Raw genomic sequence first — 15,216 nt, 5'->3', positions numbered from 1 at the left:
CATCAAACACCGCACGTCTCGTCCCTGTCACGGCTGGAACTGTTCGATCAGCTCACGTCGCATGATCTTGCCTGTGGACGTTCTGGGCAGGTCGTCGACGAAGCGGACCAGGCGCGGCCGTTTGTACGCGGCGAGTGACTGCCATGTGAAGGCGAGCACCTCGTCCTCGGTGGCGTGCGCTCCCGGGGCGAGTACGACGTACGCGCACGCCAGCTCACCCTTGACCGGGTCCGGCACGGACCCTACCGCAACCACGGCGACCGCGGGATGCGTGGCGACGACCCGCTCGATCTCGGCCGGGTAGACGTTGTAATCCCCCGTGATGATCATGCCCTTGCGGCGGTCGACGATGAAGAAGTGCCCGGTGTCGGTCGTGGAGGCGATGTCGCCGGTGTGCAGCCAGCCGTCCGGCCCGATGGTCTCGGCGGTGGCCTGCGGATCGCTGTGACAGCCGAGCATGACGATCGGGCCGCGCACCATGAGTTCACCAGGTTCGCCGAGGGGAGCGTCGTGTGTGACGTCGTCCAGATCCGCGACGCGCACCTCCACACCGGGCAGGGACACGCCAATCGGTCCAGGGGACGGAAGGGGCATGCAGGGTATGGGTGGTGCCCAGGCCTGCGGTCTCGGTCATCCCCCCACAGCTCGATCAGGGGGTACCCGAGCGGGCCTGCCGTCGCCCGATTGCGGACAGCGCTATGGCCTGCCCGCCGACGGTGCAGCGGGTCAGCGACGACAGATCGGCTCTCTCCAGCGCGGCGTCGGCGAGCGTCGTCGCGTACATCGCGGGCATCCCTCGAACATCGTCGCGGAGTGCCGGCCGATCAGCCGCAGCGCCTCGCCTAGGCTGAACCGCTCCACCAGCACCACAGTGGCCGCCGGCCGGGAAGGTGCCGTTGATCACCACGTTGCGCGGCGGGCAGCGCCGTCACCACCACGTCCGCGGAGGTACAGCCGTGCATGGTCTCGGCCAGCGCGCAGTTCAGCAAGACTGCCCGATGGCTCTGCTCCGCCCCTTGGGGCGCCCGGTGGTGCCGGAGGTGTAGCCGATCGCGGAGGCCGCGGCCGGGTCCGGGGCGAAGGCGGGGAACGACGTGTCGGAGGCGAGCAACTCAGCGAAGCCAACGGCTCCCTGGGGCGGATCGTCAAACGCTACAACCATGCCCAGGTCCGGCAGGCTGCGAGTCAGTGCCAGGACGTCAGCCCCCTGCTCGGAGCTGGTGAACACCACGGCGGCATTGCAGTCACCGAGCACGGACGCCAACTCCACGGGGTGAGCATGATGTTGACCGGATTGACCACGGCTCCCGCCTTGTAAGCGCTGCGTCCCGCACACCGCGTGCGGCCAGCGCCGCCGCGATGCGGTTGCTTGCCGCCTCGAGCTCACGGAAAGTCATCATGCGAGCCGCCGTCACCAGGGCGACCTTGTCGCCGTGTCGTGCTGCCGCACGGCGCAGGATGCCTCCGGGTGAGACCGTGTCGTCCACCACGCACCTCCTCGTCGTCCGAGCCGCGGAGACCGCGGATCCGCGCAGCCCGCCACACCCGAATGGGTGTGCCGGGGCCGGTTCCCGCTTGAAAGAGTGCGGAGGATTCCCACTCGCACAGCGCAACACGAAGGAGGCCGGCACATGGACGTGACGGTCGAGTACGACGTCCCCGCCACCATGCGAGACGGCACCGTTCTGAGGGCCAACATCTACCGGCCCGCCTCGGGCGGTCCGTATCCGGTGCTGCTCGCCCGGCTGCCCTACGGAAAGAACTTCGCATTGGTGAGCGCCATGGTGGACCCGCTCGGCCTGGCACGCGGTGGGTTCATCGTCGTCATCCAGGACACCCGGGGCCGTTTCGCCTCGGACGGCGAGTGGGAGCCGTGGACATACGAGGCCGATGACGGCTATGACACGGTCCGCTGGGCGGCCGCCCTGCCGGACACCAACGGCCGGGTCGGCATGATCGGCGGCAGCTATTTCGGCAACACCCAGTGGATGGCGGCGCTGTCCAAGCCTCCAGAGCTGCACGCCATCGCCCCCCAGATCACATTTTCCGAACCGAACGACGGGCTCTTCGCCCGTGGCGGGGCCATCGAGCTGGGCATCACCCTGCCGTGGTCGCTGATGCAGGGCATGGACACCGTGATGAAACGGCACGCCGACGACCCGGCCGCCCTGGGGCCGGCGCTCGGGGCCCTGATCCACGACACGGACCGGACGGCCCCCTCCGGGTACTGGGAACTCCCGTCCGGTCGCCACCCCGCCTTCCAGCGTCACGGCATCCCGGACCTCGGCTTCGAACGCGCGCTGAACGATCCGGAGTGGAGTGCGGCCTGCCGGGTCGCGGGGCGCCAGGCGGAAGTCGACCTGCCCAGTCTGAACATCGGCGGCTGGTACGACATCTTCTGCCAGGGCACGCTGGACAACTACACCGAGAGCCGCGCGGCGGGACGGCCAGCGACCTTGATCATGGGACCCTGGACGCACATGAACCGCACAGGGCAGATTGGTGACGTCAACTTCGGGATGGCGGCGAGCGCCGATCTCCTCGGTTTTCGCGGCACACTGACCGGCGTCCAGACCAAGTGGTTCCGCAAGTGGCTCACCTCCGGCGCCGCGCCGTCAGCACCTGAGCTCCCGCCGGTTCTGCTGTTCGTGATGGGGAAGAACGAATGGCGCGAGGAGCAGGAGTGGCCGCTCGCCCGTGCCGTGGACACGGACGTGTTCCTGCACCCGGACGGCGGGCTCGCGTTCGACGCTCCGGGACCCGACGGGGGCATCAAGACGTACGTCCATGATCCGGCCGATCCGGTGCCGACGGTCGGCGGCGCGACCCTGATGTCCAGCGAGTACCGATCGGGTCCGCTCGACCAGGCCCCCGTGGAGGGCCGACCGGATGTCCTGGTGTACACCAGCGAGCCCCTCGCCGAGGACCTTGAAGTCACGGGCCGGGTCCGCGCCTTCGTCCACGCCGCGACCGATGCCCCTTCAACGGACTGGGTGGTCCGGCTCTGCGACGTCGACTCCCAGGGCGTGTCCCTCAACGTCGTCGACGGAATCGCAAGGGTGAAGACCATACCCGGTCAATTCGCCGCACACGTCGTCGACCTGTGGTCGACCAGCTATGTCTTCCGTGCCGGTCATCGTCTGCGCGTCCACGTCACCTCCAGCAACTTCCCACGCTGGGACCGCAACCTCAGCACCGGCGCGTCCCCTGACAGCGGAACGGACTTCCACCCGGCACGCCAGGAGATCGCGCACGACGCGGCACGGCCCTCGCGCATCGTTCTTCCCGTCGTCCGGCCTTGACGCTCTCCCCGTGAAGGAAGGGTGGATGCACAGATCACCGCGTTCTGGCCGCCGAATACTCGGAGAACGAGCAGATCAGGCAACAGTCACATGATCGGCCGGGCTGGCTCGTTCTACGGTCCGTGCGGGCGGTCGCGTGATCACCGACTGGTGATCGACCGGATACGGAAGTACTCGAGCTGCCGAACGGCCCTGCGGCGATTCCCGCTTGCCGCAGGGCCGCCCGCCGCGCGCAGGTAAGCGGTGCAGAAGCCGCCCCGGCGCGTGTCTCCCGTTGTGGACGCGGTGCGGCAAGGATGACGGGCTATGACGATCGTGTTCCGGGTCCCTGCCGGCGGTGCGGGGCGGGTGGGGTTCGCCTATTCGCCGACGATGGAAGCCGTACTGAGTCTCCATGTGCTGGTGGAGCCCAAGCACCACCCCGTCCAGCACGGCTGGGTGCGTGCGATGCGCAAGCTGTCCCCGGCGCTGAAGCGGGAGATCGAGGCCTTCTCCTACGCGGTGCGCTCGTACTTCCCCGAGTTCCTCTTTCCGCAGCCGACCGGCCGACTGGCGGACTTCGAAGACGAACTGGCCGGCCTGCGCGGGGCGGATCCGGAACTGGTCCGCCTGGAGTTCTCCGTCCCCCTGCTCACGCCCTGGCCGGGCAGCGGCGCGGGCAGGGATCCGCAGGTGCTGCACGAACCGGAAGTACGCCGCCTGCTGCGCGAGCGCCTCGCACGGGAAAGCGACGAAGCCATGGCCACGATGCTCCTCGACGATCCCCGCGCGCTGCTCGAACGGTTCCTGAGCATGCTGGAGCGCTACTGGCAGGAGGCCTTCGAGGAGGAATGGGCACGGCTCGAACCCGAACTCGCCGCCGGCGTCAGCGAGGCCGGACGCCAGATCGAGGAACGCGGCCTCTACGGGATGCTGCGCGGGCTGTGGCCCGAAGTGCGCAGCGACCCGCGCGCTGAACGCTTCTGGCTGGAGCGACCGCACGACCACGAGGTCGCCATCGGCCCGGACAACACCCTCGTCCTCGCCCCCAGCGCCTATGTGTGGCCGCACGTACGCGTCAACTGCGACGGGCCCTGGCCCCTCGGCCTCGTCTTCCCCCTCTCCTCGATTGTCCGGGAAGCCCGCCCGAGAATTCCCCCCACCCAACTCGTCGGCACCTTGCGGGCGCTCGCCGACGACACCCGGCTGCGCGCCCTCCGGCTGCTCGCCGAACGCCCGCGCAGCACGCAGGAGTTGGCCCCGCTCGTCGGTGTCAGCGAGGCGGCCCTGTCCAAGCATCTGCGCGTGCTGGCGGACGCGGGCCTGCTGGAGCGCCGCCGCGAGGGCTACTACGTCCTGTACCGGCTGGTGCCCGGACAGGTGACGGGCCTGACCCCCAGCCTGGAAAGCTTCCTGCACGGCGATGGCGAGACGACCGGGTCCGACTGATTAGCCATCTGCCTAATAAGTGGATCATGCCCCCGACGGGACCCGACAGTGGCCGCATGTCACTGCTGAAGGACCGCAACTTCCTGCTTCTCTTCGCCGGCCAGGGCATCTCGCGCTTCGGCGACGGCCTGTACACCGCCGCGACCGCGTGGCTGGCGTGGTCTCTGACGAAGGACCCCACCGCCGTCGCCGTGGTGAGCGTCGCTGCGTTCGCGCCCGCGTTCGTGGCCACCTTCGTCGCTGCCTCGTACGCAGACCGCCGCGACCGCCGGAAGCTGATGATCGCCACCGACCTGGCCCGGCTCGCCGTGGTGGCCGTGGCTTTCGTCCTGCTCTCTTTCAACCTGCTGAACCTGGTCTTGCTCGTGGCGACCACAGCGCTGCTGGCGCTGATCGGCGCCCCGTTCGCCCCTGCCCGCAACGCCATCGTCACTCAGATCGTGCCGGACGACCGCCTCCAGCAGGCCAACGGGCTGCTGCAAGTCGCCTTCCGGGCCGCCTTTTTCGTCGGACCGCTCATGCTCGCGCCGCTGCTGGCCCTCGGCTCGCTGCAGTCGGCGCTGGTGGTCAACGGACTGACCTTCCTGGGCTCGGCCGCCGCCGTGGCCGCCATCCGCGTGACCCGCCCGGCCCCGACCAGCGGTCAAACGGGGCTGTGGTCCGATCTCAGCGCCGGGCTCAGGGCCGTGCGGGCCGCCCCCGACGTACTCGTGGTCATCGTGACCTTCGTGCTCGCCCTCGCCCTGACCAACGGGTTCCTGACCGTCGGGCTGGTCGCGGTCGTGGGACAGGGCGGCCAGTACGGCCTGCTGCTCGGCGTCGCCGGGGTCGCCGAAGTGGTGGGCGCCCTGCTCCTGGCCGGCCTGCGCATCCGCAGACTCGCACTGGCCGCGGTGCTGGCGTGGGCCCTGCTCGGGATCTTCCGGGCCCCGCTGGGAACGGTCACCTCCCATGCAGTGGCGGCGGTTCTGCTCACCGCCACGGGGCTGGCCTCGGCCCTCACGGACATCCCCCTGATCGCACTGGTGCAGCAGCGCATACCCAGCCACCATCTGGCGAAGGCGCTCGGCCTGTGGGAGGCCGGAGTGGCAGGAGCCCTGGCGATCTCCCCCTTTGTCGCCTCGACCACCATCACCCTCGCCGGAGCCGCGAACGCCTTCCTGCTCTCGGGAGCCGCCGTTGTCGTCCTGGCCGTGGCCGCCGCGCTCACCCTCGCATGCGCCGGCGCACGGCAGCCCGGTCAGGAACCCTTCGTCACAGCGGACGGCACGGCAGGCGTTGCGGGGCCCGACGAGACAGCGGTCAGCGCGGCCAAGCCGGAGTGACTGCGCGGATCAGCTCAGGACGCTGAGGACCGGCCGCCAGTGGTACGAGGCACTGTCCACGGCGCATAAACGGATACCAGTCGGCCCTGCACCGCCGCCTGCTGGAGCTGTCGGTCCATGTGTGGTGGCACGCCCCTACCGGCAGCAGGCCGGGACCGCGCAGCAGGCAGCGCTGCGCTTCTCGGCGCGGGGGCTGGAACCAGGGACTTGGTAGGTGGACAGCCCGCACGGCGACGACCGGCGAGCGGCTGGATGCACTCCGGCCGACATAGCGCTGACGCTGCCGGACGGGCAGGAGGTCTCCTGGAAGATGCTGTGGCACGAGACAGATCTAGTGGGGTTGCTACAGCTCAGCGCCAGGTTCTCTGACGCCAGCAACCGCAACAGGGGTTGCACGATCGCTGTTTCGGGTGATGCGCCAACACGAGAGCGCACCTGCTCCGGCGTCGGGAATAGCCCGACCATGGCGGGTGAAGATGACCCAGCAACGCGACGATCATTCCGCACAGATGGATGTCGCCCGGCGGCGTATCCGGGAGCTGACGGCAGGCCGCTGGGTTGCCCATCTTCTCTCGGCACTGTCCTGCGGCCTGCCTCAGACGTCGGCCCCGGAGTGCTTCTGCCGGGTCGGCTGGGCAGGGGCAGCCGAACCTGGGCGAAGTAGCCGAGCACTCGGATCCGCGGCGTCATCGCCTGGCTCGGTGACCGCATCACCGAGCCGGTGAACATCGACCAGATCGCCGCCGAGGCCGGTATGAGCCCGGCAACCCTCCACCGGCATTTCACGGCTGCGACCGGTATGAGCCCGCTGCGCTATCAGAAACACCTGCGGCTACTGTCAGCCAGGCGCCAGCTGTTGGCCGGCGACGTCACAGCCGCGCAGGTCGCCCACACCGTGGGATACACCAGCGCGACCCAGTTCAGCCGCGAATACCGGGCCTTCTACGGACTGCCGCCGGTTCGGGACATCACCCGCCTGCGCGCCGGTACTACCTCGACCGCCCCCGCACATCCTTCGTGAAGCCACAGGCGGGCACCGAACCGGTCGGCGTATTGGCGGCCTGCGCGGTAACGCACGATCAACGAACCTTGCGCCCACCCTGGCTTCGCCCTCCCGGCGCCGGAGAAGCGGCTCTACCCGCGCCCCGGCACTGCCGGGCTGTCCATCATGCGCCTGACGACGTGGCTGAGACCGTCGGCCACGGCTGTCAGCTGCTCTTGGGTGAGCGCATCGAACAGCAGCTTTCGTACCAGGTCGACGTGGCCTGGGGCGGCGCGGACCAACAGGGACCGGCCCGCATCGGTCAGACAGGCGTAGACAGCCCGGACATCGTCCACGCACGAGCGGCGCCGCACCAGTCCCGCCTTCTCCATCTGAGTGACCTGGTAGGTGAGACCGCTCTTCGAGTTGTAAAGGGCGCTGGCGAGCTCTGTCATACGGAGCTCGCCCTCTGGAGCCTCGCTGAGTCGAACCAGGACCTCGTACTGCAGATGCGAGATCCCCACATCCTCCTTGAGCTGTTGGTCAAGGCGCCGGTTCAGGAGCGCTCCGGCCGCGACAAAGGCCTGCCAAGCCCGCGCCTCTTCCTCGTTCAGCCACTTCGGTCGGCTCATGGGCGGATACTACCAGGTTGTTCAAATTCAAATAATCAAGTACCTTCAGGATAGTTCGAATTTGCACTAACCGCGAAGGAGCATGTCATGTTTGCGGAAGCTCCTGGCCGACTGCCGGCCCTCTACGTCTCCCATGGCGCGCCCACTCTCATCGATGACCCACTCTGGCCCGACCAGCTTGCCGCCTGGTCCGCCGATCTGCCCCGCCCCGAGTCGATACTGATGATCTCCGCACACTGGGAGGACGCCCCACTCTCCATCGGCGCCACACGAACCGTGCCGCTGACCTACGACTTCTGGGGCTTCCCGGAGCGGTACTACCAGGAGACCTACGCGGCACCGGGCGCACCGCAGCTCGCCGACAAGGTGCGAAAGCTGTTGCAGGGGCCAGATATGCCGGTCCGTGACGTACCCGAGCGGGGTCTCGACCACGGCGCCTACGTTCCGCTCAAGGAGATGTACCCGGACGCCGACATCCCTGTGCTCCAGATCTCGATGCCCACGCTGGATCCGCGGCAGTTGATGGAGGTCGGCCGTCGGCTGGCACCGCTGCGGGACGAGGGCACTCTGATCGTGGGGAGCGGCTTCTTCACCCACAACCTCAGCGCCCTGGACTACGGCAATAACGTCTCCTCCGTGATGGCGGAATTCGACGACTGGGGCCGCCGGGCACTCGACGCAGGCGACCTGGATGCGCTCCTCGACTTCGAGCACAAGGCTCCAGGCGCCCACTACGCACACCCGCGCACCGATCACTTCGCTCCTCTCTTCGTCACCCTGGGAGCCGGCCACGAAGAGCTCACGGCCCAGCGCACCGTCATCGACGGCTTCTGGGTCGGCATGGCGAAGCGATCGATCCAGATCGGCTGACGCCCCCTCCCTCCGACCTCACGACGCCTTTCGCGCTACAAGGAATCACCTTCATGAAAACGATCGCGATCGTCGGCGCGGGCCCCGGACTGGGCCGCTCCATCGCCAGGCGATTCGGAACAGGCGGTCACCGGGTGGCCGTGCTGGGCCGCACCCCCGAGAACCTGGACAGGCTGACAGCCGAACTCCGCGCACTCGACATCACCACGCGCGGCTATCGCGCCGACGTCACCAGGCCTTCCGCCCTGACCGATGCCCTCCACGATGCGGACTCGGACCTGGGAGGCATCGATGTCCTGGTGTACAACCCGGCTCACGCCAAGCTCCCGTCGATCCCCGCCGACCGCATCACGCCCGATGACGTCCGGTCCGAGGTCGAGCAGAAGGTCCTCGGCGCCGTCACCGCCGTGAACACGGTGCTGCCCGGGATGCTCAAGCGCGGACGAGGTTCCTTGCTGTTCACCGTCGGCTCCTCGGCCCTCTACCCAGTGCCTACCATCAGCGCCGTGGGAATCGCCTCGGCGGGGCTGCGCAGTTACGCCCTGAGCCTTCACCACGCGCTCGCGCCGCAGGGTGTCCACGTCGGCGTGGCCGTAATCGACTTGTTCATCAGCCGGGGGGACGGAGAGGCCGATCCGGACCACATCGCCGAGCGGCTCTACGAGTTTCACCGGGGCGACAGCGGCGCAGAAATGAAGATCGGGCATCTGCGCGAGCCACGGCCCTGAAGTCCCGCCCGAAGCTCGTGTCCGTGGGAAGACCAGCGGCAGCGCACGGCGTCGGCTGCTGGCAACCCTCCGTCTGCGGCTTGTCCGCCGGCGGAATCCGAGGAACGCCCAGGACGGGACCCATGTGAGGCCTTCGCCGAACCGCAGGCCCCTGCACGGCCGTGGCCTCACGCCGCCCCTTTGATGAAACCAGCGCGCTGAACCTCCACAGGCCAGTTCCCAGGGAACTTTGCAATCGCCCTGCTTCAACAACCCGAGGAACGCCTGCCACCGCTAACGATCACGGATCCGGTATTGGTTCTTCCCGTTTGCCAGATCCAGCCCCGAGCAGGTGCCGAACACCGTGGGCGCGGTGGTAGGTCGCCCGCAACCGCCTTGGCCTGTGCCGGGGCAACCAGCCCTGACCAGCGCGGGGTTGCAGGTTCAACGGCCCGAACTCAGCGACATAGACCACCCGTCCGTAGGCAGGTCGGTGGCCGCAAAGGTCGAGGATGCGGTTCATTTTGGCGCTGAACTCGGGATCGGTGCCGCTTTCCAGGTCTTGACTGCGTGCCACGACACCCCCCTCGGCTTTCAAGATCAGCCTTCCTCCGCCGTCGGCGCCGCTACCGAGAGCACAGCGGCACAAGCCCAGGGGCGATTTCAGCTTCTTCACCCGGATGCCGACGACCGCTGGCTGTGGCTGCACGGAACCCTCCCGTCGGCCCGCGAGCGGATCGCGGCTGCCCTGGGCGTGCCGCAGGACATCGAGAACGTCGCCGCGATCGTACGGAGGAACAGCAAGGCCGACGAGATCGAGCGGCGCCTCGTCGATGGTCGCTGCGTCGCGCCAGCCAGCCGAACGCCGCAGGAATGGCTGGCCAGCCCGGCCGGTGCGGCGGTCGACGCGGAACCGCTTGCCCACATCATCGACCACCCCCGGAACGGAAGCGCCTGGCGCCCCACACCGCGCCGCCCGCTGGCCGGCCTGCGCGTACGCGACCTCACCCAGGTGTTCGCCGCCCCTACCAGCACCCGTTTCGTGGCCGCGCTCGGCGCCGAAGTGCCCGACGCTGTCATTACATGCGGCGTGGGCACCCGTTGGTGGGAGGGCTGGTCCAGGACCGTCCCAACCATGCCCACATCCCGCTACACTCCCACCGCCAAGCCGTTGACCAGGAGAAATACAGAATTCCGGCTGGAGTACTAGGCGAGCCCGTCCGCCACGACGGCGAGGGCCGCGCGCATGGTCGCTGTGAGCTCGGCTTCCGCTGTGGCCGCATCCGTCGCGCCTTGGGCGACACGCCAGGCGTAGTACTCGACGGCCGCGCGCAGGGCCGCGTTGACCATGGCCGCCTGGATGGTGGGGACGAGGGCGTCCGCGGGCAGCCCGGAGCGTTCGGCGAGGGCGCGGGCGAACGCCGGTTCGGCCGCGTCATATGACTGCAGCCATTCCGCGCGCAGACCTGGTTCACTGCGGGTCAGTCTTACCAGGGAGCAGATGGTGGCGCGGTCCGGGCCGTGCACGAGGCGGTTGTCCGTCGGCAGGACGCTGCCGAAGACGTCCTCCAGCGGCCGATCGGGGCGCCAGCGGCGCAGTACGTCGGCGATCGCTTCGATGCCGGCCGCGAACAGCGGTCGCACGCATGCCTCCTTGCTCGGGAAGTAACGCCACACCGTGCGCGCCGAGACCCCGACCGCCTGCCCGATCTGCTCGCCCGTGGTCGCGGCCACCCCCTGGGCGGCGAACAGGTCCACCGCGGCGCGGGCAATCTCCAGTCTGATCTCGGCCTTGCGCTCCTTGCTCAGGGGCGGCCGTCCCGTGCGTCCCCCTGCGGTCATCTGTCCCTCCGGTGCCGGTGGCTGCTGCAACGCGATTCTCCCCCGAGGAGCCGGAACGACGAGAAAGAGCCCCTGCCCCGACTTTATGTCACCCAGAGACATTAAGTCGTATGGTGTGACTGCACCGGGCGCCGAGCGCCCTCGGAACCACCTGATAGGAGCACCACATGGACAGCGGACTTGACGAGCGCAGCGTCATCGTCACCGGCGCGGGGTCAGGGATCGGGCGTGCCGCCGCCCTGGCTTTCGCGAAGGAGGGCGCCCGGGTCGTGGTCGCCGACCTGAACGCCGAGAGCGCAGGCACGGCGGTCAAGGAGATCGAGGCGGTCGGCGGTACGGCGGTGGCCGTCACCGGCGACCTCAGCGAGCAGTCGGTGGTGGACCAGGTGGTCGCGATCGCGGTGGAGCGGTTCGGCGGGATAGACGTCCTGGTGAACAACGCCGGGATCATGGACCGGATGTCGGCACTTGCGGACGTGACCGACACCGAGTGGGAGCGGGTCATACGGGTCAACCTCACCGCGCCGTTCCTGCTCACCCGGGCGGTGCTGCCGCACATGCTGGCGTCGGGCCGTGGCGCGATCGTCAGCACCGCCTCCGAGGCCGGTCTGCGCGGCAGCTCGGCCGGTGCCGCCTACACGGCCTCGAAGCACGGCATCGTCGGACTGACCAAGAGCCTGGCCGTGATGTACCGCAACCAGGGCATCCGAGCCAACGCGATAGCGCCGGGCGGCACCAAAACCGGGATCCAGGTGGACGTGGAGGACGGCGCGCACGGACCGGCCGCGCTCGCGCCCTACTCCAGCAACGTGGGCCAGCTCTCCGAACCCGAGGAGCAGGCCGCCGCGATCGTCTTCCTGGCATCGGACGCGGCCAGCAACATCAACGGCGCGATCCTGCCGGTGGACAACGGCTGGGCGGCCGTCTGACCGCCCCGGTTCCTCCAGGGCCGGGCAGACGGTCACCCGCCGCCCGGCCAACCGGGCCTCCGGCCGCTCCCCCTCCGCCTGCACCGCCGCACGGCCGCCGCCGCACGGTCCTCGATGGGCTCGGCCCGGGCCCTTGAACAGGGCAGCACGCCATGACACGAGTTCGCGAAAGGGCCGCTTCCGTGGTGGTGCCGAAGCCTGCGTAGTGGACATTGAGATCGAAGCCCGCGCCGGCCCATTTGGCGGCATCAGCGACGACGTCCGTGACACCGAGGGAGCGGGCCCTGTCCCTGCGCAGCCCGTGGCAGCGCGGCACCAACGAGAACACCAACCGGTTGCTTCGACAGCACCTGCCCAAGGGCGCGGACCTCCGCGCCTTCAGCCAGGCCGACCTGGACGCCATCGCCTACGAGCTCACCCATCGCCCGCGCAAGACACATGGCTGTCGAACACCGGCAGAGGTCGACGCTGACTTCCTGAACAGCGGTGGTGCGCTGACCGCTTGAGTGGTCATCGTTTGACGACAGGCGTTCCTTGGGGATCGGCAAGGATGTCGCGCGGAACCTGGCCCGCCAGGGCGCGACGGTTGTACTGCACGGCCGCGACCAGGCGCGGGGCGAGGCCGTGGCGAAGGAGATCCCGTGCGGCCGTGCCGGTGATCGGCGGCTGATCTCCGAGATCGTCTGGTTCCTGGGCGAGGGGCCGCCGACGAAGCCGGAGAACACCGATATTGGTGACAGCGTCAGCCGCCCGAGCGAGAACGAGCCGATCTCGTCCACTCGCTCCAGCGCTTGGGAGAACGCGGTGCCCATCGTCCTCGTGGGCGGTCGGCGCAGCCGCTCCAACTCGGAGAACCTGCGGTCCTTCCGGTGTCATCAACGCGCCGCACGCCATCTCAGTCGGGGAGCCCTTGAGCCGCTGTCAACACGGCGGTGCGGAGTGCCTCCGACAGTCCCGCACTTTCATTCTGGCCCGGCTCGGATCGGCCAACGCGCTCCCGCCATGCGTAATGCTCCGCGGCCACGCGCAGGGCAGCGTTGATCGTCGCGGCTTGGATCCTGATGTGCAGGTCATCAGCGTCACAACCTGCGCGCTCGGCGAGGATTTCGGCGAGCTGACCGTCGTATTCGTGGTACGTCTGAAGCCATACGGCCTTCAGTCCCGGCTCGGTGCGGGTGAGGCGGATGAGTTCCAGACTCGCGGCGACATCGGGCTCGTCCATCAGGGCGTCGCCGTCTTCCCAGTCATTCACGGCCTCTCTCAGGGTGCGCCCTGACGGCCATGTGCGCAGTCGCCGGGTGACCGCTTCGGCCCCCGCTGCCAGTAATGGCTGGACGCATGCTTCCTTGCTGGGGAAGTACCGCCGCAGTGTGCGCGTCGAGATGCCGACGGCTTCCGCGATCTCATCGGCCGAGGTCGCGGCGACGCCCTTGCTCGTGAACAGTCGCACTGTCTCGCGGGCGATCTCCATCCTCGTTTCGGCCTTGCGCCGTTCCGTCAGTGGCGGACGGCCCGTTCTCCGCTCCGCGTCCGGCGCGCCTCGTCGGCTTGTCGCCGTGTCGCCGCACTTCACGTCACCCGTCTCCGCTCATCCCCACCATCTGGCCGAAAGTAATGCTATGTCATCCAGGGACTTCATGTCCCTTCCGGACTTACTGTCCGCTTAGGCCAATAACTCGTAGACTGCTTCCCATGGCGCCTGGGTGACGGCCTACCGCCGACAGCACGCTGTGCGCCGCAGTGAACAAGCCAGCCATGACAGTTGAGGTGATACGCCTATGCCTATGCGGGTAGAAGTCGACGCTCCCAAATGCGTCGCCTCGGGGCAGTGCGTCCTGCTCGCCCCGGAGATCTTCGACCAGCAGGAGGAAGACGGCCTCGTCATCCTCCTGGACGAGGCCCCGGCACCCGACCACCATGACGCCGTGAGGGAGTCGGCGGCGGTGTGCCCGGCCGCGGCGATACGGCTGACCGAATCGTGAACTCCCTGAACCGGATCGCGATCGTCGGAGCCTCGGCTGCCGGGCTCGCCGCCGCCGAGACGCTGCGGCGGGAGGGGTACGAGGGTGCGATCACGTTCATCGGCGACGAGTCCCTGTCGCCGTACGACAGGCCGCCGTTGTCGAAGGAGATCCTGTCGGGATCGTGGGCCGCCGACCGGCTCCCGCTGCGCCCGGAGTCCGATCTGGACGCCCTGCGCCTGGAGCTGTGCCTCGGCCTCGCCGCGACCGGACTGGACCTGACCGGTCGTACGGTGTCGCTGGCCGACGGCTCCGAGGTGGGCTTCGATGGCCTGGTCGTGGCAACGGGTGTACGGCCGCGTCGGCTGCCCGGCGAGCGGGCGCATGTGCTGCGCACACTGGACGATGCGCTCGCTCTGCGGGACCGCATCCGGCCCGGTTGCCACCTGGCCGTGGTCGGAGCCGGATTCCTCGGCTCCGAGGCCGCCTCAGTGGCCCGCAGTCTGGGCGCGCGGGTGACGCTGCTGGAGCCGGCCTCCGTGCCACTGGCCCACGCGGTGGGCGAGGACGTCGGACGCGTGCTCTCCTCCCTCCACGACGAGCACGGCGTGGACCTGCGCACCGGAGTGACAGTCGCCGAGGTCGTCTCCGGTGGCGTACGCCTCGGCGACGGCAGCGTGCTCAGGGCCGACGAGGTACTCGTGGCCATCGGCTCCCACCCCAACACCGAATGGCTGGAGGACAGCGGCCTGACCGTGGGCGACGGCCTGGTGTGCGACGAGTTCAGTGCCGCTGCCCCTGGCGTGTACGGAGCCGGCGACGTGGCCTCGTGGCACAACCCGCTCTTCGATACGCGGATGCGCGTCGAGCACCGCACGAACGCCGCCGAACAGGGTGTGGCCGCCGCCCGCAATCTGCTCAACCCGCAGGCGCGCAAGTCCTTCGCGCCGGTGCCGTACTTCTGGTCCGACCAGTACGGCATGAAGATCCAGGCCCACGGCTACCTGCGCGGACACGACGAGGTCACCGTCGTGGAGGGCGACCTGGCTTCCCGCCGGTTCGTCGCCGCCTACCGCAGAGGCGACCGCCTCACCGGAGTCCTCGGCGTCGGTATGCCGCCGAAGGTGGTCCGTGCATGGCGGCAGTCCGTCGCCCTGCGCGCCGCCTGGCGTAACGCCGTGGGGGCGGCCCGGACGCCCTGATGCGCCGCGCCGCCTCGTCCACATCCCATGAAGAAA

Annotated in this window: 16 protein-coding genes and 1 pseudogene; 11 read left to right on the top strand and 6 right to left on the bottom strand. The window is 68.9% G+C overall.

Going from position 1 to position 15,216, the window contains the following annotated elements:
• Positions 1-27 precede the first annotated feature (27 nt).
• From ABZZ74_RS30875 to ABZZ74_RS30865, 3 genes are all read right to left on the bottom strand, one after another.
• Positions 28-564, bottom strand: coding sequence for a hypothetical protein (locus ABZZ74_RS30875; RefSeq protein WP_356770477.1), 537 nt, complete (start codon positions 562-564; stop codon positions 28-30).
• Positions 565-649: 85 nt separating this feature from the next.
• Positions 650-793 (bottom strand): hypothetical protein, encoded by a 144-nt coding sequence (locus ABZZ74_RS30870; RefSeq protein WP_356770475.1) that lies wholly within the window; start codon positions 791-793, stop codon positions 650-652.
• 189 nt (positions 794-982) lie between these two features.
• Positions 983-1,270, bottom strand: coding sequence for an AMP-binding protein (locus ABZZ74_RS30865; protein ID WP_356770473.1), 288 nt, complete (start codon positions 1,268-1,270; stop codon positions 983-985).
• Positions 1,271-1,631: 361 nt separating this feature from the next.
• Between ABZZ74_RS30865 and ABZZ74_RS30860 the strand changes: the two genes are divergently transcribed.
• From ABZZ74_RS30860 to ABZZ74_RS30845, 4 genes are all read left to right on the top strand, one after another.
• Positions 1,632-3,302 carry a CocE/NonD family hydrolase gene (locus ABZZ74_RS30860; RefSeq protein WP_356770471.1) on the top strand — a complete coding sequence of 557 codons (1,671 nt, stop codon included), beginning with the start codon at positions 1,632-1,634 and terminating at the stop codon, positions 3,300-3,302.
• Between the two features lie 306 nt (positions 3,303-3,608).
• Positions 3,609-4,730 (top strand): DUF5937 family protein, encoded by a 1,122-nt coding sequence (locus ABZZ74_RS30855; RefSeq protein WP_356770469.1) that lies wholly within the window; start codon positions 3,609-3,611, stop codon positions 4,728-4,730.
• Positions 4,731-4,786: 56 nt separating this feature from the next.
• Positions 4,787-6,055 (top strand): MFS transporter, encoded by a 1,269-nt coding sequence (locus ABZZ74_RS30850; protein ID WP_356770467.1) that lies wholly within the window; start codon positions 4,787-4,789, stop codon positions 6,053-6,055.
• Between the two features lie 676 nt (positions 6,056-6,731).
• Positions 6,732-7,076, top strand: coding sequence for an AraC family transcriptional regulator (locus ABZZ74_RS30845; RefSeq protein ID WP_356770565.1), 345 nt, complete (start codon positions 6,732-6,734; stop codon positions 7,074-7,076).
• A gap of 113 nt (positions 7,077-7,189) precedes the next feature.
• Here the strand turns inward: ABZZ74_RS30845 and ABZZ74_RS30840 are convergent, their stop codons facing one another.
• Positions 7,190-7,669, bottom strand: a complete 480-nt coding sequence (locus ABZZ74_RS30840) for a MarR family transcriptional regulator (protein WP_356770465.1) — start codon at positions 7,667-7,669, stop codon at positions 7,190-7,192.
• 87 nt (positions 7,670-7,756) lie between these two features.
• Here ABZZ74_RS30840 and ABZZ74_RS30835 point away from each other — a divergent pair, with 87 nt between their 5' ends.
• The 3 genes from ABZZ74_RS30835 to ABZZ74_RS30825 all read left to right on the top strand — a co-directional run bounded on the left by ABZZ74_RS30835 (position 7,757) and on the right by ABZZ74_RS30825 (position 10,456).
• Positions 7,757-8,539 carry a class III extradiol ring-cleavage dioxygenase gene (locus tag ABZZ74_RS30835; protein WP_356770463.1) on the top strand — a complete coding sequence of 261 codons (783 nt, stop codon included), beginning with the start codon at positions 7,757-7,759 and terminating at the stop codon, positions 8,537-8,539.
• Positions 8,540-8,592: 53 nt separating this feature from the next.
• Positions 8,593-9,267: an SDR family NAD(P)-dependent oxidoreductase gene (locus ABZZ74_RS30830; protein WP_356770461.1), complete on the top strand. Its 675-nt coding sequence runs from the start codon at positions 8,593-8,595 to the stop codon at positions 9,265-9,267.
• 472 nt (positions 9,268-9,739) lie between these two features.
• Positions 9,740-10,456: a hypothetical protein gene (locus tag ABZZ74_RS30825; protein WP_356770459.1), complete on the top strand. Its 717-nt coding sequence runs from the start codon at positions 9,740-9,742 to the stop codon at positions 10,454-10,456.
• On the opposite strand, the gene ABZZ74_RS30820 is transcribed toward ABZZ74_RS30825, so the two are convergent.
• Positions 10,453-11,088, bottom strand: coding sequence for a TetR family transcriptional regulator (locus ABZZ74_RS30820; protein ID WP_356770457.1), 636 nt, complete (start codon positions 11,086-11,088; stop codon positions 10,453-10,455). The genes ABZZ74_RS30825 and ABZZ74_RS30820 overlap by 4 nt on opposite strands.
• 167 nt (positions 11,089-11,255) lie before the next feature.
• Between ABZZ74_RS30820 and ABZZ74_RS30815 the strand changes: the two genes are divergently transcribed.
• On the top strand, positions 11,256-12,017 hold the full coding sequence (locus ABZZ74_RS30815; protein ID WP_356770455.1) for a glucose 1-dehydrogenase: 762 nt from the start codon (positions 11,256-11,258) through the stop codon (positions 12,015-12,017).
• Between the two features lie 296 nt (positions 12,018-12,313).
• Positions 12,314-12,523: pseudogene (locus ABZZ74_RS30810) on the top strand (IS30 family transposase); the annotation flags it as partial.
• Positions 12,524-12,912: 389 nt separating this feature from the next.
• On the opposite strand, the gene ABZZ74_RS30805 reads toward ABZZ74_RS30810, so the two are convergent.
• Positions 12,913-13,488 (bottom strand): TetR family transcriptional regulator, encoded by a 576-nt coding sequence (locus tag ABZZ74_RS30805; protein WP_356770453.1) that lies wholly within the window; start codon positions 13,486-13,488, stop codon positions 12,913-12,915.
• Positions 13,489-13,801: 313 nt separating this feature from the next.
• Between ABZZ74_RS30805 and ABZZ74_RS30800 the strand changes: the two genes are divergently transcribed.
• Entirely contained in the window at positions 13,802-13,999 is a 198-nt protein-coding gene (locus tag ABZZ74_RS30800; RefSeq protein ID WP_099933971.1) for a ferredoxin, read from the top strand.
• Between the two features lie 5 nt (positions 14,000-14,004).
• Complete coding sequence (locus tag ABZZ74_RS30795) at positions 14,005-15,180, top strand: FAD/NAD(P)-binding oxidoreductase (RefSeq protein WP_356770563.1); 1,176 nt, start codon at positions 14,005-14,007, stop codon at positions 15,178-15,180.
• Positions 15,181-15,216 lie beyond the last annotated feature (36 nt).

Origin of the sequence: Streptomyces sp. NPDC006476 (genome assembly GCF_040612015.1) — a bacterium.
Lineage (GTDB): Bacteria > Actinomycetota > Actinomycetes > Streptomycetales > Streptomycetaceae > Streptomyces > Streptomyces griseorubiginosus_B.
Note: the sequence above shows the minus strand (reverse complement) of the source record. Positions and strands in the feature narration are given on the sequence as shown.